Consider the following 19952-nt stretch of genomic DNA (forward strand, 5'->3'; position numbering starts at 1 on the left):
CGCTATCTGGACGGGTCGGTAAGCAGGGTATTTCCATTGTGTATCGCGTTCTCCAGCACTCTTGCCAGTTCCTCCACTCCGCGGCGTAGCTCCTTCGGCCCCACGGCCGCGAAGCCCATCTGCAATCCATCCCTGCCGTGCCGTTTCCACTCCTGCGTACTGCGATAAAACGCCTCGAACGGCACCACTTCCACACCTCGCGCTTCAGCAGCCTTCGCGATCGTTCTCCCATCAAATCCCTTTGCCAACCATCCCATCGTCTGTAATCCAGCCTCAATCTCCGAGATCTCCAGAGCACCGGCCAGCAGTTTCTTTCCGTCGTCCAGCAGAACTCCCAGGCGCTCCGAGTACACCTCGCGCATCCTCCGCAGATGCCTTCCAAAGTGTCCCGCGTCGATGAACTCGCACAGAACCGTCTGCTCCAGCACAGGAGCATGACGGTTCAGAATCGACTTTGCTGCCGTAAACCTCTCCACGAGATCTTCGGGAACGATCAGGTATCCAAGACGTAGCGCCGGAAACATCACCTTACTGAAGCTCCCCGCAAACAGCACCACGCCATTCCGGTCCAGCCCCTGCAACGCAGGCACCGGTCTTCCGGAATAACGATATTCGCCGTCGTAGTCATCCTCGAAGATCATGGCGCCCGCTCGTCTCGCCCACTCCAATAACTCCAGCCTGCGTGACAAACTCATCGTCACGCCCATAGGAGCCTGATGAGCCGGAGTCACATAAGCCAACTTTGCTGTCTGACGATCTCCCGGCGGCTTCGCGCCCTGTTCATCGATCCGGAGCGGCAAAACCCTGGCACCCCACGAATCAAATACCCGCGTAGCCCCTACATATCCCGGCTCTTCCATCAGCACCTTGTCGCCGGGATTTACAAATAATCGCGCCGTCAGGTCCAGCGCCTCTTGTACTCCCGACAACACCAATACCTGAGCCGCAGTACACATCACCCCGCGCGAGCGCGAGACATACGCCGCAATCGCCTCGCGCAGAGGCTTGTATCCCGCAGCTTCGCATCCCGTAAACATCCCTATAGAGACACGCCTCAGCTTGCGATTTACGATCTGCGTCCATGTCGTCACCGGAAACTGGTCGACTGCGGGAAGATTCCCGCGAAACGCCCTAGCCGCCCTGCTCGAAAGGCTTGGAAAGGCCCGCACTGAACTGCCATAGGCGGCAAATTCCCGCTTCGGCATCTCCTTCGGACTCCTGCGCGCTCTCTCGCGCCTCACCTCCAGCAACTCCTCCGGAAGCACCTTGCTCACATATGTCCCCGACCCCGTGCTGCCTTCGATGTATCCTTCGGACTTCAGCTCTTCAAATGCCGTGACAATCGTTCCACGCGAAAGCCCATGCTCACGGGCGAGGTCCCTTGTCGCCGGAAGCCTCGTCCCGGGCCGCAAACGACCTTCAAGAATCTCCCTCCGCAGCGCACCATACAGCCACCGATACGCAGATTCGTTCTCCGCGCGCTCGCCCAGTAGAATCTCCGTCAATCCCGATCGCTTCGCCATCTGAATCTCCGACACAGAATGTCACGGCGACAACAGCCAACAAGTATCATTTCGACCGAAGCTGCGTAGCAGCGGAGTGGAGAAATCCCCGCATCCTGTTGTCCAACCGCGTGAAATTCCGCCCGTAGGCTCCATCTCAAAAGTGGTACAGCAAGACTACCCTAAATGGCTCTATGGAACCGGTCTGCTTTTTCTTATGCTCCTATCAGAACGGAAGCAGAAGGAGACCATCATGAACGGAACCGAGCGCTGGACGTGGCTATTGGCTGTGATCTGCTACGCTCCAGTACACCCATATCCTGCGATCACCCAACAGGCGCCGAAGACACAAGAACCTTCCCCTCGAAGCATCGTCCTATCGCAATCTCTTCCTCCCCTTCGAGGAAATAATCTTCAGGTACAGATTGTCCGCGTGCACTACCGTCCAGGCGAATCTTCTCCGCCTCATAGCCATCCTTGCCCCGTCATCGGGTATGTTCTCGAAGGTTCCCTCCGGATGCAGGTCAAGCCGCCCAATGCAGCACACCCCGGAGCCGTCACCATCTATCGCAAGGGCGACAGCTTCTACGAAGATCCCAACGGACAGCATCTCGTCTCTGCGAATGCCAGCCAAAGCGAGCCTGCAACCTTCCTCGCCACCTTCATCTGCGACCATCCCACAGCTGTTACCGTACCTTTGGTTCACAAGGAACAACACCCATGAATCCCAAAGCGCCCGATGAAGCACAGGCCATCCAGAAAACTGTCATCTCGACCGAAGCAACGCGAAGTGGAGAGATCCGCTTCTCTACCGAAGCTCTACGGGGGCCGAAGCTCCAGAGACTCGCTCTGCGCTATGCCCGCATTGCTCTCGGAGCCTCTTTTCTCTGCGCTGTTGCCGACCGCTTCGGCCTGCTTGGTAAATACAGCGGCTGGGGTAACTTCGCCACCTTTACCGACTACACCGCCAAAGTCAACGCATTCATGCCCCACGCTACAATTCCCTTCCTCGCATGGTCTGCCACCATTGCGGAGACGATCTTCGGCATTGCGCTCGTCATTTATGGCCTACTTCCGGAATCCGTCGTGCGTGCCAGTGCATGGCCTCGTATCGTCGCGCTCGGCTCCTCCATTCTGCTTCTTCTCTTTGCTGTGGCGATGAGCGTATCACTCGATCCCACAAAACCATTGGACTACTCCGTCTTCTCCGCCTCTGCGTGCGCTCTTCTGCTCGCAATCTTTCCCGCTCAACCCATAACCTGCAACTGATCATCTGTAACTAAGAAGGAGAAACACCATGCAGCCACGCTTTCCCTATGCCAAACTCTCCCCCGGTGCCTACCAGGCCATGTTCGCTTTCGAAAAGTACCTCGGCCAGTGCGGTCTCGAAGAAGGACTTCTGCACCTGATCAAGCTGCGCGTCTCCCAGATCAACGGCTGCGCCTACTGCCTCGACATGCACTGGAAAGACCTTCGCGCCCTTGGAGAAAACGAGCAGCGCCTCTACTCGCTCGACGCCTGGCGCGAGTGCCCTTACTACACCGACCGCGAGCGCGCCGCTCTCGCCTGGGCCGAAGCCCTCACCCTCATCACCCAGGGACACGCCTCCGACGCAGTCTACGAAGAGGCCCGTGCTTCTTTTACAGAAAAAGAGCTCTCCGACCTGACCTTTGCCATCACGACCATCAACGCCTGGAATCGCCTCGCCATCTCCGGCCGCTCCACTCCAGGAACCTACCAGCCTGCAAAGATCCACACCGCCACCGTCTAAATTCAGACAATCGGCAAACAGAACGGGTGTCCATCATCATAGAGGGCACCCGACACCTTTCCCTTCTCATCATTCAGCCCGCAATGCCTGCATTGGGTCAGCGCGTGTGGCGCGCAGCGCTGGGAGCCAGGTTGCCGCCAGTGAAACCACAGCGAGCAGGAGCCCGGACACGACGAAGACGAACATGTCGAACCCGCGCAGGGGCAGTGGAGATCCGGACTGGAATCGAGCTAATACCCACATTGCAGGTTCTGCAAGTACGATCCCGCAGAGAAGTCCCAAGACGATATTGCGAATGGCTTGTAAGGTGACCGAACGGAAGATTGTGCCGCGATCTGCGCCGAGAACCATTTTAATTCCGAACTCGCGGAGACGTTGGTTGACGGCAAACGAAAGAACTCCGTAGACACCCACGACGGCCATGAGCAATCCAATGGAAGCCATGATGAGAATGATCCCAGCGAGCGAACGCAACGACGCGGCGTCGGCCTCCAGGGATTCCCAGATAGTTTCTGGGGCAATGATTTGTGTATGGTCGAGCGCCTTGACTGTGTCTCTTATTGCGTTTTCCACGGGCTTCGGGGGGCCGTCAAATTGCACATAAAGATTGTCGCCCAGTGTGGCAGGACCGCGGAGCGTGTAGAGGCGTGGGCCATCTGTGCTGCCAAAGGTTTCGGACTGGATGTCCGCTGCAACTCCAACGACGATGAGATGGCGATTGTCGGGAGTGATGATTGACTTGCCCAAGGGGTCGTTTGCCGGCCAAAACTCACGTGCGAATGCCTGCGAAACTACTGCGACCGAATCTACAGTGGACGAAGTTGGATCGGCGGAGTTGAAGGAGCGGCCTTTGATCAGCGGAATGCCAAAGGTCGAGAAGAAGCCATTTGAAACACTATTGACCGAAACCGGTTTTCCTTGTCCTGCTGTCTGGCTGGGCAGTCGAATTTCCGTTGGAGGAACCTGGCCGAAGGGTCGAAGGCTAGCATAAGCCAGCGATTGAACGCCGGGGATCGCCATGATTCGCGATTCGAGCGTGCGATAAAAGGTGAGCGCGTTAGCATGATTCGCGGCAGACGTATCCACGACGAGCGGCACGCCTATCGTGTGATGGATATCGAAGCCGGAATTCATGCCGGTGATCTGGCTGGGGATGCGAGCGAACATTACGGCTGCACATACGAGCACAAATCCGAGAGCGATCTGCACGATGATCAGTCCACTTGTGGTTCTGGAACGTGCGGTAGCGTAGCTCTCGCGCCCTTTGAGCGCAGAGAGCAAGTCGAGTTTCCACGCGGCACGAATAGGCATAAGCGAAGAGATGATGGTAGCCGTTACGACAAGGGCCGCAAGATAGCTGAATACTCGCCAATCTGGGCGGATGAGCAACACAAAGTTGGCCCGACCTGGATCTATGGCATTCATGATCAGCATCGGAACGCGGTAGACAAGCAAGATACTAAGAGCCCCACCCATGGCAGTCGTAAGCAGGCTTTCCGCCAGCAACATGTGGGCGAGTTGTCTGCGATCGGCTCCCAATGCGAGACGAACGGCGATTTCACCGCGCCGCGTAACGGTGCGCGAAAGAAAAAGCATAGTCACGTTGCAGCATGCCAACAACAAAATGAGCGAAAGAGGTCCGAGGATCAGCGTCATCATGATGACCACTCGATCGCGAATGGCCGGGTTTCCGATGAACGATCCATTGGCCAGAACGAGAGTCGTCTTACGGTTGAAAACGGAAATCCGACGCTTGACGTAAGCGCGGTCTTGCTGGCTCATGATGGTCGATAACTCGGCCTGCGCATCAACTCGAGAGAACCCCGGGCGCAACCGACCTGCCATGAATAGCCAGGGCATATCCGGATTGTTGAGCGGATCTCCGCTACGGTCGAGAAGCGGCTTCATCGTATACGGAACGAAAACACCGCCAGGCAAGAAATTTGCGGCGTCCGAGGCAACAATGCCAATGATCTGGAAGGAGGATCCGTTAATGTGAATCGTCTTTCCTAAGATGCGTGAATCACCAGCAAATTCTGTCTTCCAGGTTGATTCGCTAAGCACCGCCACCCGCGCGGTGGAGTTGAGGTTGCAGTCAGTGGGGGCAAAAAAACGCCCGATGAACGGGCGATCGATCCCGAAGATATGAAAGTAGTTGCAGGTAACCAACACCGTGGCGTTCGGTTTACTCCCCTCTTCGAGTACGGAAGAAGACACATGCCATGCTGCTACATCCTCAAGCGCCTGTGAATTACTGCGAATAGCGTCATAATCTTCCGTGGTGAACGAGGAATACCTATCCTCTCGCGTGGACCACCCTGTGTAGCGGGGATACACCTGCACGAAGCTAAGCGGGTCTTTGAGGGTAGGCGGCTGCAGGAAGAGTGAATTCAATAGCGTGAAAACGCCAGTGTTAAGCCCAATGCCAAGCGCTAGCGCGAGGACGGCAACGATGGAAAGAAATAGAGATCGTCGCACGGAGCGCAATGCGTAGAGAAGGTTCTGCCAGAAGCGCTCGATAGGTGCCCAACCCCAGGCTTCATGCGTTTGCTCGCGAATAAGAGAGAGATTGCCGAAAGCATGGCGAGCAGCAGATGCGACTTCTTCTGGCGGTACTCCGCGTTCTCGTTGCTCTTCTTCTTCGAGCTCAAGATCGGCACGCAGCTCGCGTTCCAAATCCGCATTCCGTTTCCTGATCTGCCACCATCGCATCTCAGTTCTCCTCAGTGGCAGGCCACATCACGCGGGCGACTGCTTCCATCATCTGCTTCCACTGTGATTCTTCGATCTGGAGCTGCTTTCTGCCTTTTTCTGTCAGCTGGTAGTACTTGAATTCCCGGTTGCGATCAGGAGCCATCTCCCATTTCGCAGTAACCCAGCCCTGTTGCTCGAGGCGGTGCAAAGCCGGATAGAGCGAGCCATGCTGCATTTGCAGAAAATCATTTGTCGTTCGCTGGATGTGCTTCCCGATCTGATGTCCGTGGGCAGGACCATAGAGCAGTGTCCGGAGGATCAGCATATCCAGCGTTCCCTGCAGAACCGCCCCGCGTTGCTTCTCCTGTTTTTTGATAGAAGGCATTCGACCCTCGATGAGAGAGCGATGGTAGACATTCGACTATCAATATGTCAAGAAGCAGTGACTGGCAATCGAAATCATTCGAGGTAAACCAAAATCTCTGTCAAGCCCGAAACTTCGCAAATCAAACAAAACAAACCACATCGAATTTGCAGATTTACCCTGATCACTTTGTTAAAATAGAAGTAGAACAAGTCAAAAGAAACCCGGACATCCTCCGGGTTCTTTTGTTCTCAATACTTTGCACGAATCACTCTCAAAACAAAGGATTTGCAGCCGAGGTCCGGGCCTATGTTCTTTTTTATGAAGACTTTGAACCAAAACAGTACCCCGGGTATGCTGTAGGTACGGCTGCCCTTTGGCCAGCATCCTACGTCCCAGAGGACAAGGATTAAATGATGAAAATAGGCACGTTGGGCTGCACCCTTGCTGTCTCACTTCTTTCCGGTCTGTTTCTTCCGAGAACCTTTGCCGAATCCCGCCAGGACCCGCACATCCAACAGCTCGTCCGTTCTGCTGTTGAGAATGAACTGATAAAGGACCGCGACGACCACTCCCGCTGGCAATACCGTTCCACCGTCCGCCGGCCCGAGGGGGAGTTTGTCTACCTGGTCGTCGAAACCGACAACGGCTCCGTCAAGAAGAAGATTCAGCAGAACGGCCAGCCGCTCAATGCCGCCGATCTGGAGAAAGAGAACGAGCGCATTAACTCCTTCGTCCACGATCCGGCTCAGCAGGCAAAACGGCGTCGAGACAGCGAGCAGGACGACAAGCGGGCCGAGAATATGCTCCGCATGTTGCCGGACGCCTTCCTGTGGACCATCCAGTCCGACACGCCAGACGCGACCACTTTCAACTTTGTTCCCAATCCAGACTTCACCCCTCCCACCATGGAGTCGCGCGTCTTCGCCGCCATGGCCGGGGAGATTATCGTCTCCAAACCCGAGAGCCGCATCCAGCGCATCTCCGGAAAACTCATCCACGATGTAAAGTTCGGCTACGGCCTGCTGGGCAAGATGGAGCAGGGAGGAACCTTCAACGTTGAACGTCGCCGCCTCGCACCCGGCGTCTGGCAGATCACCGAATCGCACGTCCACATCAACGGCCACATCCTGCTCTTCAAGACTATCAACGAGCAGGAGGATGAGGTCAAAACCGACTTTCGTCCCACGCCATCCGGCACTTCGCTGGAACAGGCGGCGAATATCCTTCACAATCAACCCGGCTCGCAGACAGCGCATCGTTGATCCGGTCGTCGACAGGATTATCCTTAATCATTCATGTCAGGGCATCCTTATAAGTACACCGATCGCGAGCTGATCCACCGCATCGAGCGCTCTGCCGGACAGCGCGCCGGCTACAAGCAACTCATCCGCGAGCTTGGACTTGGAGGCGGACGCGAACGCCGCCTCCTTCTTGAACAACTCGCCCGCATCACTGCCCGCGGTGCTCTGGTCAAGATTGACCACGATCACTGGAGTCTCCCTTCCGCCGCACCGGCCAAGACTGCGCGTCCTCAGCGGACCACCGTGGCTGAGCAGCATCCAACTCGCGATCGTCTCGTCGCCGGGCGCATCGACATGCACCGCGACGGCTACGCCTTCGTCCGACCCAACGGTAGCGGCGATCGCGAACAGGATCTCTTCATCCCGCCCAATGAACTCAACGGAGCCATGCAGGGCGACGAGGTGCTCGTCGATGAAGCTCCGCGCGATCGCGAAGGACGGCGATCCGGACGCGTCGCTCGTGTACTCACGCGACGCAACCCGACGGTCGTCGGCATCTTCCACTATGCCCGCTCGCACCGGCGCAGCCCGTGGGAAGACCTCCCTCTGGCCAAGGGAAACTATGTCACTCCATTCGACGAACGGATGACGCAACCGATCCTTATCGTCGAAGGCGACGAGATCGTTGCAGAATCTGCCGCGACACCGCACCGTGTCCTCGGCGAAGAAGCGCAAGAACAGAAGCGCCTCTGGACCGCCGCCGAAAATCCAAATACTCCGCTCGAGGGACTCGCCGTCGATGTCGAGATCACCGGTTTTCCATCGCTAGGTCGCCCAGCGCGAGGACGCGTTATCGAGGTACTTGGTCCGCCCGACGCATTCGGGGTCGATGTCGAAATCGTCATCCGCAAGCATCATCTCCCGCATACGTTTCCAACGAACGTTCTCGCAGAAGCCGCAGACTCAGCGAAGCAGACAGTAGATGCGCTCGACGCCGATGAAATCGCACGACGCCGCGACTTCCGTGGACTCCCTATCGTCACCATCGATGGCGAAACCGCACGCGACTTCGACGACGCCGTCTATGTCGAGCCGTTGCCGAATGGAAACTGGCAACTCCAGGTCCACATCGCGGACGTCAGCTACTACGTTCGGCCTGGAACAGCACTCGACCTCGAAGCTCGACTGCGCGGAACCTCGGTTTACTTTCCCGACCGAGCCATCCCGATGCTTCCCAACGAGCTTTCGAGCGGAATGTGCAGCCTCCGGCCCGACGAAGACCGCCTGGTGCAGAGTTGCCTGATGGAGATCGATACTCGAGGTGAGGTCGTCGGCTTCGAGGTCTGCGAAGGAATCATCCGCAGCGCGCGGCGAATGACTTACACGCAGGTGCAGGCGATCATCGATGGCGACCAGGAGATACGTTCGCAGTTTGCAGAGCTTACTCCAGAGTTCGAGCGTATGCACGAGCTTGCCCTCAAACTCAACGCCAAACGCAAGCATCGAGGCTCACTCGACTTCGATTTGCCCGAGCCGGTTGTGCTGTTCGACCCTGACGGGAACATGCAGTCCATCGTTCGCTCCGAGCGCGGCTGGTCGCACCGATTGATCGAAGAGTTCATGCTTGCTGCCAACGAGTGCGTCGCTCACTGGATCGAGGCACAGGGGATCCCGGGAATCTACCGCATCCACGAGACACCCGATCCGAAGCGCATCGTTGAATTCGAAGAAACGGCAGCGCAGTTCGGTTACACGCTTGGCTTCAGCAACCTTCCGGTCAAACGCGTGACCACACGCGGAGATCGTCGCGACACACGCAATTCGGGCCGTCGCACTCAGACACACGAGATTCCCGATGCGATTCCCGTCACGCCGCAGATGTATCAACGTCTGACAGCAAAGATTCAGGGCAAGCCGGAGGAACGCATCCTCTCCTACCTGATGCTGCGCTCACTCAAACAGGCACGCTATAGCGAGACGAACGTCGGTCACTTCGCGCTCGCTTCGCCCAGCTACACGCACTTTACCTCGCCGATCCGCCGCTATCCGGACCTGATCGTGCACCGCCTGCTTCGTTACCTGCTGCAAGCAGGAGCGAACCCGAACGGCTTCGCGATCCCCAGCACCGAACCGCAACCCTGGGGTGAAAATGCGATAGCTCGGCCCAATATGAAGCAAAAAGGGGAGCATGAAGGACCGCTCCCCGAGGACGAGCTAAACGCCATCGCTGCCGAGTCCAGCCAGGCCGAACGACGCGCCGACGACGCAGAACGCGAGCTGATCGAGTGGAAGAAGATTCGCTTCATGCAGGATCGCGTAGGCGAAGACTTCAGGGGCATCATCCTCTCCTGCACGAAGTACGGCTTCTTCGTTGAGCTGGATGAGCTATTCATCGAAGGCATGGTTCCTATCGCCAGCCTGCAGGACGATCGTTACTTCTTCCGCGACACCGATCGAACGATTGTTGGCGGACGCAATGGCCGCGTCTTCAAGATCGGAGACAGGGTTCACGTCCTTCTGGACCGCATCGACCGCCAGCAGCAACGGCTGCAATTCGCCCTGATGCCTTCGGAATATGAGGCCACCGGCTCCTCGCGCTCCTTGCGAAAATCCAATAAGGGGCCAAAAGAGTACGGTGAGGCGCTAACGAAGAAAGGCAAGAAAAAGGCGAAACCCAGGAAGATCAAAAATCGAAACGCAAAGGGTCGGCGACGGTAGACGGATCAGCCGTACCGAATGCTGAATGAAAAATCGTCGTAAAATAAGAACTCCGAAGGAGTTATTTCGCACGATGGCACATATGGTGTTTTGCACAAAGTACAAGGCCGAGATGGAAGGTCTGGACGAGCCGCCGTTTGATTCAGACTTTGGCCAGAAGATCTACAAGAATGTCTCGAAGAAGGCTTGGGGCGAATGGGTGGAGCGTCAGAAGATGCTTTTGAATGAATATCGCTTGCAGCCCTGGACTCGTGAGGCCCAGGAGTTCCTGGTAGAGCAGATGAACGAGTTCTTCTTTGGTGAGGGTGGAGACCTCCCGAAAGAATATGTTCCTCCCACTGCCTAATCGGCTCGTGTACACTTAAGAAATTGACCCCGCTGCTGTCCTCCTGGACAGCAGGCAAAGAGTCGGGACGTGGCTCAGCCTGGTAGAGCGCACCCTTGGGGTGGGTGAGGTCGCTAGTTCGAATCTAGTCGTCCCGACCATTTATTTTCAACAATTTATCTTGACATAGCCAGCATGTGGATCTGTCGGCGGATTCGCTGTTTTCCAGTATTTGCCCCACAAGAAAACGGCCTGCCGAGGCAGACCGTTACTTAACTATTTAAGGTTAAAGCTAGACCTAGCCTATGCAAGCCGTTTCCGAACCGAAGCGGCAACACCCACTATTCCGGTACCCAGAAGCAACAGCGACGAAGGCTCTGGAACCACCGACGGCTGTTCACCGATCAATGCGGTATAGCTTCCTGACGTAATATCGCTGAGATAGAGGGAGCCGTTGCTCGTTGGAGTCGTAACTGCATAGTAGTGAGGAAGGCCAGTCCCGGTCACAGGCCCCACACTATCAAACATGCTGATATTGCCAAATGCACTGCTCTGCAACACCACCAGGCCCAGACCCAGCGTATGGTCCGAAATACCAGCATTTGGGTAGCTGGAACGAGCCACAACGAAGGAGATATTGTCGGTTAGGCTATCCGATCCCACGCCCGAGACAGACACCGTGGTCGGCACATTCAATGCGCGATCTATCGTGCCACCGGTGAGCGTAGAGACAGTCGCGAGTGTGGTGTCAGTCGTAAAGGTGATGAGTTGATCTGTGAACGAGACCCCATTGAGAGATCCCGAACCGGTTACCGCGAACGTGTAGATTGCCGCTGTTGACGGTGGCAGTGGGTCTGCATATACAAGAGGCGAAACGAAGAGAAGCGCAACTACAGACAACCAGGCAAAACGTGCAGGCATATTATTTCCTCGATAAGAATTAGATATGGATAGCAAACTATTTGAGATCACGTAGATCCCCGGCCAACTCCCTCGGAATGCTAATCGGGCTGAGCCGCTATGCGGAGATAGGGTTTCAGTGTCTTCCAACCACCTGGGAACATCGTTTTGGCATCATCACTCGAAACGGATGGGACGATGATGATGTCCTCCCCCTGCTTCCAGTTCGCCGGAGTGGATACCTTGTGCTTCGCTGTCAGCTGCAGGGAGTCCAACACGCGCAGAATTTCATCAAAGTTTCGGCCCGTACCCATCGGGTAAGTCATCGTCATCTTGATCTTCTTGTCGGGACCGATCACGAAGACAGAACGTACCGTGGCGTTGGTCGCAGCGGTGCGACCTTCGCAAGTTCCTGTCTCTTCCGCCGGAAGCATGTCGTAAAGCTTGGCGACCGCGAGGTCCGTGTCCCCAATCATCGGGTAATTCACGCGGGCCCCTTGCGTCTCTTCGATGTCCACGGCCCACTTGCTGTGGTCTTCAATAGGGTCAACCGAAAGTCCGATCACCTTTGTATTGCGATTGGCAAACTCCTGCTCGATCCTGGCCACGTATCCCAGTTCGGTCGTGCATACCGGAGTGAAATCTTTGGGATGGGAGAAGAGCACGGCCCATTGGCCATCGAGCCATTCATGAAAATTAATTGCGCCCAGCGTCGTGTTTGCTGTGAAATTAGGCGCGGTATCGTTAAGTCGAAGCGACATACTGATCTCCTTGATTATTTGTCCGAGGGGTTGGGGAACTGAAGGAAATTTATCGGTAGCTTCAGGAAAAGGCCATAGAATCTGCCTAAAATCGATGTGAAATCGATATGACAATCTAAGCTATTCATTCTGCATTGCTAAACTACATTTCGGCGAGTTAGATGAGAGCAAAACCGGACTCAAAATTTGTGATTACGATATGAACGACACTGCAAGAATTTTCCTGTTTGGCCCCTTCAGCTTTGATTTGGCCCAACAGGAGCTGCGCAGGCGTACACGGCGCGTGCATCTCTCTGTCTCTCTCCTCAAGCTGCTCACGCTTTTTCTTACACGACACGGTGAACTGATTACACGCGAGGAGATTGCTCTCACACTTTGGGAGGACAGCAACACCATTGATGTTGTCACAGGGATCAACACGGCTGTGAGGCGGCTAAGAGCACAGCTGGACGACGATCCCGCTACACCCACCTATATTGAGACCGTGATCGGGCTCGGGTATCGGTTCATCGCGCCCGTGGAGGAGATTGAAGACTCGAGGAATACTGACCACGAACGTCCACCCGTCCAGGAAGTGGTCACGCTCGAGGAGGCAGATCTTAACACTGCTGCTCTCGTAGAAAGCCCGTCCGAATCAGGGGAGGACACATCGTGGAAAGCTCAACCCCCTTTACAGACCGAACGCCATCGTTTCATGTCTCCGAGGATTCTTTTTGGTGTAGCGACTTTATTACTGTTGGCGCTGGGCGCTGCCGCCATGAGACATCGCTCAGCCAGGCTGGCTGCATCGCCAGGGGGGACATCTCATCTCAGTCCATCTCTGACTCAGATCACCTTCAATGATGAAGAGAACAGGATCACATCGGAAGCCATCTCTCCCGACGGACAATTAGTAGCCTATAGCGATCGTTATGGTATCTCGGTCCATAATTTGGGCGACGGTACAGATCACCTGCTCACCTCGCCGTCCTCCTTCCAGGCCAACCGGCTGGCCTGGCATCCCGGTAGAAATTGGTTGCTAGTTAGCGGCAGTAACCTGCTTAGTCACAGAAGTGAGGTCTGGGTTGTTTATTTGCACGGAGAGGTACCACACCTGTTAGTCGACGATGCGGGATTGGCAGTTGCTAGCCCAGATGGCAACCACATTGCTTATACACGCGCAGGGAACAGCGAAATATGGCTTGCCGATGAAGACGGAGAAAATGCTCATCTGTTAATCCCCAAAAGGAATAGAGACAGATTTACCTGTCTGCTTTGGTCACCTGAAGGGGATCGGTTGATCGACGACCGAGTAAGTGCAGCCAGTGATCCCTCCACAAATTCAGCCGGCGCCGATCCATCTCCACGATCAACATACGAGTCCGTGGATGTTCGCACTGGAAAACTGCTGAGCAAGCAGGAAAATATTCAGTTTGATTCTGGATTTCTGCTCAAGGACGGGCGCTTCTTCCACCCGGAAAAAACGGGAGATTTCGATGGCGCAAAGATCATGATGATCCCCACAGATCGGAGCACAGGGCAATTTCTTTCCCACCCGCAAGCCGTGAGCACCTCTCAGGTGCCAGATGTATGGGGGCCCCCAGGCGTCCTCTCAGCTTCCTCCAATGGAAATTGGATAGGGACTGTTTTGAGCAGTCGCACGAGCGACGTCTATGTAGCGGAGATTCATTGGCCTGGACCCACACTAATAAAAGCGACGCGGCTGACTGATCACTCGAGGAATAACTATCCTCATACATGGACTCCCAATGGCGATGCGGTCTTATTTGATCGGAATGATCGCAACGCCGTCATCGGTAAAGAGCGACTGGGAGAAGCCAAGATGGAGGTTGTGGCGCAACTGCCTAATATAGCGGCTATGGCTGAATTCAGCCCAGACGGCAAGTGGATCCTCTTCACGGAATTTGCCGGATCGCCGAGTCATGCAGTCGGCATATTCAGTGTCCCTTCGGAAGGCGGAAAACCAACGCAACTCCATACGACGGGCACCATCGAAGAATTCCACTGCCCGACTTCCTCCAAGGGATCTTGTGTGATGCGAGAGACGAACGACAATCAAGAATCTGTGTTCTATGCCCTTGATCCCGTTCAAGGTATGCAACAGGAAGTTGCCCGCATCCCCTGGGAACCAAACATACTCGGTGATTGGTCCGTCTCTCCGGATGGAGCGATCGTAGCTATCGCAAATCACGACCCCGAAAATCCAGATATTCAATTAGTTCCTCTTTCACCTCATCGCTCAATACAGCCATCCACGATTCCAGTGCCTGGTTTTGGTGCCATGCGCGGAGTGACCTGGGCTTCCGATGCAAAGGGGTTCTTTGTGGAAACGAAGACAACGACCAGCTACAACCTTCTATACGTCAATCAAGCTGGACACGTCACGCTCCTGCGCCAAAGTCCTATTGCAATTTGGGGTGTCCCTTCGCGCGATGGCAAAAAGCTGGCCTTCCCCAGCCTGACTGTCACCAGCAATGTTTGGGCAGGCCGCACATCGCCCCCGTAAGAAACTCGTCAGAAATACGACCACTTCACTTGATGGTGCCATTCGTCTCGATGATGGCGCTGGCAAGTGTTCCCCAGTCTTCTCCCGAATCACTAAGCAGCTTGAGCGCGACCCGATGGGCCTCCGAAGTAACGGGCAAGTTCGTATTGAGTTGAACTGGTTGTGCCGGGTCTACTGAAGCAAGTTCGTTGCGACTGATCTCAGCCCCTCCCGAGTTATAGACAACAGCAACAAGGCGGCCAGGAAAAAATACAGAGAAATCTCCCCGCAGGGTGATTCCTCCAAGCTGGGATGTCGCAGACAGAGCTGAAGTCACAACGCCTGGATCAGAGACCAGCTTCGGTTCCGATGCGATTGCAATCGGATGCCAAGTCGTGTCGAAGGCATAGCTTTCGCCTGGGGCAAGCGAGACAATAGGCGAATTAATTTCTGCCTCCATGTAGTAGGGCGTCGTATCCGGCGAGGCTCCCCTGATAGATGCAATCCCTTTCTTATCGAACTGAACGTGGGGTCCGTTCTTATAGAAAATAACCGTCGTCTTGCCGGGATAATCCGCGGATTTCGTAAAAGAGAAATGTTCAACCATGCCATACCGGCTGGTCTTGTCGACGATAGTAAGCCAACCCGCAGTGCTATCGAGCCAGACCTCATTGCCAAAGTAAGACCAATGAAGCCGAAAGAGATCGTCGTTCGTAGAGAAAGCGGGGTCTTCGGCAAGACCATAACGCACATGATAGCCATCGGGAAACGAAGAATTGGCACTGCGTGGTGTATAGGCCCAGAAATCGTGATTGAAGTCTTCTGGATGAGCGGGGTCGGCAAGATCATATTGCGAAACAGATTGGATTGACCAGGTAATGGGATGCCGTGTCGCATTTTCCATCACGGCATGAAAGCGGATCTCTGGCGAATCCGCGCCTAACGTGATGGTGCGAACGATGCGCATACCAGTGATCTTGTCGGGCTGGCCGGTAAGACGAACTGTACAGCGTTCCCCCTGAGCGATCGTCTCGAAACGATATGGAAGATCATCGATAGCAGTGGACTGGATGACCCAGTGATGCTCATCCTGGCTGCCCTCGGGCATGGGCCAGACCTTGTCGCCACCATAGTTGATCCAGTCGCCCTTGGCCTCAGCAGGTGAGATGTATTTGCCCCGAAATTGCGGGTTCGAGAAGAGGTAGGAGTGGCCGTTGAATTCAACCTGCATCAGCCTGCCTCCGAGTTGCGGCACAAAGATCAATGTGACCCAATGATTGGCAACCGTCTGCGAATCCCATCCAAGATATCTACCGGGCTTGATCGAGCATGAGTTGGATTGAGCAGAAGATGCCAACACTGAAGGCGACAATAGGCCGAAGAGAAGCAAGACAAAAACAGGACGAAGAAACTTCATGGATGCGATCCCTCCAAGAGGTTTGCAGATGATGCAATGCCGGAAGCAGAGATGGATTCTGTCTCCGGCATCACAGGGTGATTTAGAAGTACAGCTTGAGAGCAACCTGCATGATGCGTGGATCGCGAGCGGACGTAACGTAGCCAAAACCATTTATGCCCACGTTGTTCCAATTCCCGGAAGGCCCATTGAACTGGGCATGGTTAAAGATGTTAAACGCCTCGGCACGGAACTGTAGATAAGTCGATTCAGTGAAATCGAACTTACGTTGCAGCGCCAGGTCGGTGTTATTAATCCCTGGTCCATGGAAGAAGCGACGCCTGGAGTTTCCGAATTGCCCCAGCGGCTCCTGCGTGAAGAGCGTGGGGTCGAAGTACGGTAGACCCTTGCGCGGATCTTTGTTGATGATGAGCTTGCCTGGAGTGTAGTCCGGAAGATCGGCACCCGTCCCGGTCAGGGACTGATCGTCATTTTTCGAAATGGTAATCGGCAAACCAGTAGCAAAGGTTGTGATGCCCGAGACCGACCATCCCCTGGCAAGGTAATACGCAATGCCTGACTGGCCGGGAGTCAATCGATCGAACGGAAGCTGCACCGTATAGCTGCCAACAAAGTTGTGAGTTACATCAAAGTTCGACAGACCCCAGCTCAGCGCAGGATTGAGTACATTGGTCTTATCCGACTGCGCTGAGGCGTTGTCGAAGGAGCGGGAGAAGGTATAGCCCAACAGGAACTCGTAGCGTTTGCTGGAGTGTTGCAACGATGCCTGCAAAGAGTTGAAGCTGGAGCTCGACGTGGTGCGCATATAGGGATTCGAGCCGAAGTCCAGACCAAGGATGCGGGTGCCGTTGACGACCGTACCATCAGCCTTGATGTACTGCTGGCTCTCATTGCCTGGCCCGCAATCGGTCTGGCCGGGAGCAAGCGCCGCTCCCCGCAATGCAAGGCAAAGTGCCGGATCACCCGGATTGGACTCTTCCTGTGTAATCAGTTTGCGGCCGACGTTGCCGACGTAATTCAGACTGAGTACAGTGCGGCTGCCGACGCTTCGCTGGACGCCAAGGTAAAAGCTCTGCACGTAGGGCAAAACATTGTGGACATCGAAGAGCGCGGATCCGGAGATGGGGACGACCTGATCCCAGTTGAAGGTGGTATCGGGATTATCTTTGGAGACGTTAGTCGGCGGGAAGGCGAAGGGAAAGCGCTGCCCTTCATTATTGCCCGTTCCACGATCGATGTAGGGCGTCTCCAACATGGGCTGCACGGGGCTGGAGTAAAACAAACCATACGGAGCATCGCCGACTTCGATAAATCCCGTTGCATCCTGAATATTGGTGTAGAAGAAACCGTAACCGCCACGAATGGTGAAGTTGCCGGATCCTCCCGTGAGCTTGCCCAGGAAACCATCGCTCGCCGCAGGGGAATAGTTAAAGCCAAAGCGAGGAGCAAAGTTGTTGTAACGGATCGGAGCCAGGGTACGCGATACTCCAGGATCGCCCGGAACCAGGTAACCCTTGGGAGCCCCGGGAAAGACCACAGACTGTACACCCGGGATCAACGTCTCGAGTTTATTCTGGGTGTCGTACCAGGGAGTTGAGATCTCATACCGCAGGCCGAAGTTCACGGTGAGGTTCGTGAGGGCCCGCCAGGAATCCTGACCGAACGCACCGAAGTAGTGACTGCGCGAATCGAGGATCTGCGGACTGGCCTGAATAAAATTATTCGGAGCGCCAATCAGCATGTCCGAAAAGTCGCTTCCCGTCTCTTGTCCATTGAAACTGAACTGCCCATTCGCGGCGTAGTAGTTGCGTTCGTTAATTTGGTCGTAATGATAGTTGATGCCGTATTTCAGATTGTGGCGACCAATCGTCTGCGCGTAGGTCTCCAGCACCTGAAACATGTTGTTGTACTGGTTGAGAGTATCGACCGGCGTGCCGAAGTTGTAATTATTCAGTCCGATTGCGGGCACACCTGTAAGCGCAGGGTTGATGTTGGAGAGCCCACCCGCAGGGCCCCACGGCGTGGTGAAGCCGAGCGAGGCGAGCGAAACACCAGTGCCCTGCACCGGATTTCCCAGATGATTGATGATGCGCATGTAGGTGAACCGCAGATCGTTGACCGAGGTACCATGCACAGTGGTGGTAAGGCCAAGATTAATCATCTGCGCTCGGCCCTGATTGGCTGAGGTAAAGCCAGGGATGTTGACTCCGCTGATATAGGGATCGTTGAGGGAGAACTGATCGATGAAGTAGTAACCAAAGAAGTTGCCGAAGCGCGTGTTGAGGTCGCCACGAATGCCTCCCTTGTTGTCGGTCAGGTGAGCGGACACCGCAGCGGTCGCAAAGACATCATCCCCTATATTGGCCTGAGGAATGTATTGCAGTAGGTTTCCTGCAACAGGCGACCAGGCCGATTTGGGAATGTAGGCATTGGGAAAGACGCAGGTGGCCGAAGTACAGCCTGGGACATAATAGGGTTCATTTGCCGTGACCGGATAGCCAAGGCGGTTGGAAAGCACCTGGGCCCAGCCTGCACCGTAAACAACACCGGCGGTCAGCGGAGATTTGTCGCTTGTATCAAAATAACCATTACGATTGTCCGCCGAGGGCACCTGAAATCTCTGCGTGGCACCCTTGATCTGCCGAGTCCCCTGGTAATCGGCGAAGAAAAAGGCCTTGTCCTTGCGGATAGGACCGCCGATGGTGCCCCCAAAGATGTTCTGGATAAAGACGCCTCGCTGGTTAGCGGGGGCAAAGTAGTTCGCTGAATCGAGATCGGTATTGCGCAGAAAATCGAACGCATTGCCATGGAAACGGTTCGTACCCGATTTGGTTACAACATTGATCACGCCGCCGCTGAAGTTTCCATACTCTGCATCGAAGTTGTTGGTCAGGATACGGAACTCGGCGATGGAGTCGAGGTTCGGGATAATCGCCGCGCCATTGTAGACTCCCTCGTTGGCGTCGGCACCGTTGATCATGTAGCCGTTAGAGGCCTCGCGGCCACCGTTGATCGACACGTTGCCTGGATCGAGATCACCAGATACAGTGCGTCCCGCCTCCGAGGTCCCTTTATAGGGAGAGACACCGGGTTGCAATGAAAGCAGATCGGTGAAGGAGCGGCCGTTGAGCGGAACAGAGGTCATCTTGGTACTCTCAATGACCTGGCCGAGTTGTGTGGTCTGCGTCTCCACTTGCAACTCGTCTGCAGTTACTTCCTGGATCTGATTTGTGGTGCCGACCTGAACGGTGATGTTGATATTGATGGCGGAATTGGCGTCGACCTTGATGTTTTTACTCTCGAACGTGCGGAATCCTGCCGGTGCAGTGGAAAGCGTGTAGACACCGACATTGAGTGCGGGAAAGGTGTAATAACCGGTCCCGTTGGTGGTGACGACTTGCGTAATGCCAGTCGCCTCATTGCGTACCGTCACTTGCGCCCCGGGGATTGCGGCACCGCTCGGGTCGAGGACGTTGCCCGAGATAGATCCCGTAATCGCTGCATATAGCGGCAAAGACCCCAGAACAAGGACAAGACACGCCAGCATAATCCTGCGAATACACAGAAGCATGGAACTCTCCTTGATAAGTCGTTTTTACTTTTCTGTAAAACCCTGGAACGGAAAACGACAAAGAGACAAAGAATCATGCTCTCGACCATGCTTTTCTGCAGGTCGAGTGTGATCCTGGAGCGTCGTGGCTCCGTGAGCCGCTGGTGGGCTCTCAATATGCGGCGAGACGTGGCCGCGGGGTGAAATCAATCATGGGAAGG

General features: G+C 55.2%; 14 protein-coding genes and 1 tRNA gene. 8 read left to right on the top strand and 7 right to left on the bottom strand.

Annotated elements, in window-relative coordinates; all coding sequences use genetic code 11:
• Positions 1–2 precede the first annotated feature (2 nt).
• Entirely contained in the window at positions 3–1523 is a 1521-nt protein-coding gene (gene pdxR, locus H7846_RS17065) for a MocR-like pyridoxine biosynthesis transcription factor PdxR (RefSeq protein WP_186693899.1), read from the bottom strand.
• Between the two features lie 232 nt (positions 1524–1755).
• On the opposite strand from pdxR, the gene H7846_RS17070 reads away from it, so the two are divergent.
• Genes H7846_RS17070 through H7846_RS17080 form a run of 3 tightly spaced genes read left to right on the top strand, consistent with a single transcriptional unit; the run spans position 1756 to position 3273 of the window.
• The gene (locus H7846_RS17070; protein WP_186693901.1) at positions 1756–2226 is read left to right on the top strand and encodes a cupin domain-containing protein; all 471 of its coding nucleotides are present in this window, start codon (positions 1756–1758) and stop codon (positions 2224–2226) included.
• Complete coding sequence (locus H7846_RS17075; RefSeq protein WP_255460713.1) at positions 2223–2771, top strand: DoxX family protein; 549 nt, start codon at positions 2223–2225, stop codon at positions 2769–2771. The genes H7846_RS17070 and H7846_RS17075 overlap by 4 nt, the downstream gene beginning before the upstream one ends.
• Before the next feature lie 28 nt (positions 2772–2799).
• The gene (locus H7846_RS17080) at positions 2800–3273 is read left to right on the top strand and encodes a carboxymuconolactone decarboxylase family protein (RefSeq protein WP_186693903.1); all 474 of its coding nucleotides are present in this window, start codon (positions 2800–2802) and stop codon (positions 3271–3273) included.
• A 69-nt stretch (positions 3274–3342) separates the two neighbouring features.
• Here the strand turns inward: H7846_RS17080 and H7846_RS17085 are convergent, their stop codons facing one another.
• Complete coding sequence (locus H7846_RS17085) at positions 3343–5985, bottom strand: ABC transporter permease (RefSeq protein WP_186693905.1); 2643 nt, start codon at positions 5983–5985, stop codon at positions 3343–3345.
• Between the two features lies 1 nt (position 5986).
• Entirely contained in the window at positions 5987–6352 is a 366-nt protein-coding gene (locus H7846_RS17090; protein ID WP_186693907.1) for a PadR family transcriptional regulator, read from the bottom strand.
• A gap of 392 nt (positions 6353–6744) precedes the next feature.
• Here H7846_RS17090 and H7846_RS17095 point away from each other — a divergent pair, with 392 nt between their 5' ends.
• From H7846_RS17095 to H7846_RS17110, 4 genes are all read left to right on the top strand, one after another.
• Positions 6745–7596, top strand: coding sequence for a hypothetical protein (locus H7846_RS17095; protein WP_186693909.1), 852 nt, complete (start codon positions 6745–6747; stop codon positions 7594–7596).
• Between the two features lie 33 nt (positions 7597–7629).
• Positions 7630–10293 carry a ribonuclease R family protein gene (locus H7846_RS17100; RefSeq protein ID WP_186693911.1) on the top strand — a complete coding sequence of 888 codons (2664 nt, stop codon included), beginning with the start codon at positions 7630–7632 and terminating at the stop codon, positions 10291–10293.
• A 73-nt stretch (positions 10294–10366) separates the two neighbouring features.
• Entirely contained in the window at positions 10367–10639 is a 273-nt protein-coding gene (locus tag H7846_RS17105) for an oxidative damage protection protein (protein WP_186693913.1), read from the top strand.
• A gap of 63 nt (positions 10640–10702) precedes the next feature.
• Positions 10703–10779: transfer RNA gene (locus H7846_RS17110), tRNA-Pro, on the top strand.
• A gap of 142 nt (positions 10780–10921) precedes the next feature.
• On the opposite strand, the gene H7846_RS17115 is transcribed toward H7846_RS17110, so the two are convergent.
• Positions 10922–11539, bottom strand: coding sequence for a PEP-CTERM sorting domain-containing protein (locus tag H7846_RS17115; protein ID WP_186693915.1), 618 nt, complete (start codon positions 11537–11539; stop codon positions 10922–10924).
• An 80-nt stretch (positions 11540–11619) separates the two neighbouring features.
• Positions 11620–12279 (bottom strand): peroxiredoxin, encoded by a 660-nt coding sequence (locus tag H7846_RS17120; RefSeq protein ID WP_186693917.1) that lies wholly within the window; start codon positions 12277–12279, stop codon positions 11620–11622.
• 199 nt (positions 12280–12478) lie between these two features.
• Here H7846_RS17120 and H7846_RS17125 point away from each other — a divergent pair, with 199 nt between their 5' ends.
• Positions 12479–14785 carry a winged helix-turn-helix domain-containing protein gene (locus H7846_RS17125; RefSeq protein ID WP_186693919.1) on the top strand — a complete coding sequence of 769 codons (2307 nt, stop codon included), beginning with the start codon at positions 12479–12481 and terminating at the stop codon, positions 14783–14785.
• Positions 14786–14810: 25 nt separating this feature from the next.
• On the opposite strand, the gene H7846_RS17130 is transcribed toward H7846_RS17125, so the two are convergent.
• Together H7846_RS17130 and H7846_RS17135 are read right to left on the bottom strand one after the other, a co-directional pair.
• Positions 14811–16181, bottom strand: coding sequence for a DUF5107 domain-containing protein (locus H7846_RS17130; RefSeq protein WP_255460714.1), 1371 nt, complete (start codon positions 16179–16181; stop codon positions 14811–14813).
• 82 nt (positions 16182–16263) lie between these two features.
• Positions 16264–19752, bottom strand: coding sequence for a carboxypeptidase regulatory-like domain-containing protein (locus H7846_RS17135; protein WP_186693921.1), 3489 nt, complete (start codon positions 19750–19752; stop codon positions 16264–16266).
• Positions 19753–19952 lie beyond the last annotated feature (200 nt).

The sequence above is a fragment of the Edaphobacter sp. 4G125 genome, from assembly GCF_014274685.1.
Taxonomy (GTDB): Bacteria; Acidobacteriota; Terriglobia; order Terriglobales; family Acidobacteriaceae; genus Edaphobacter.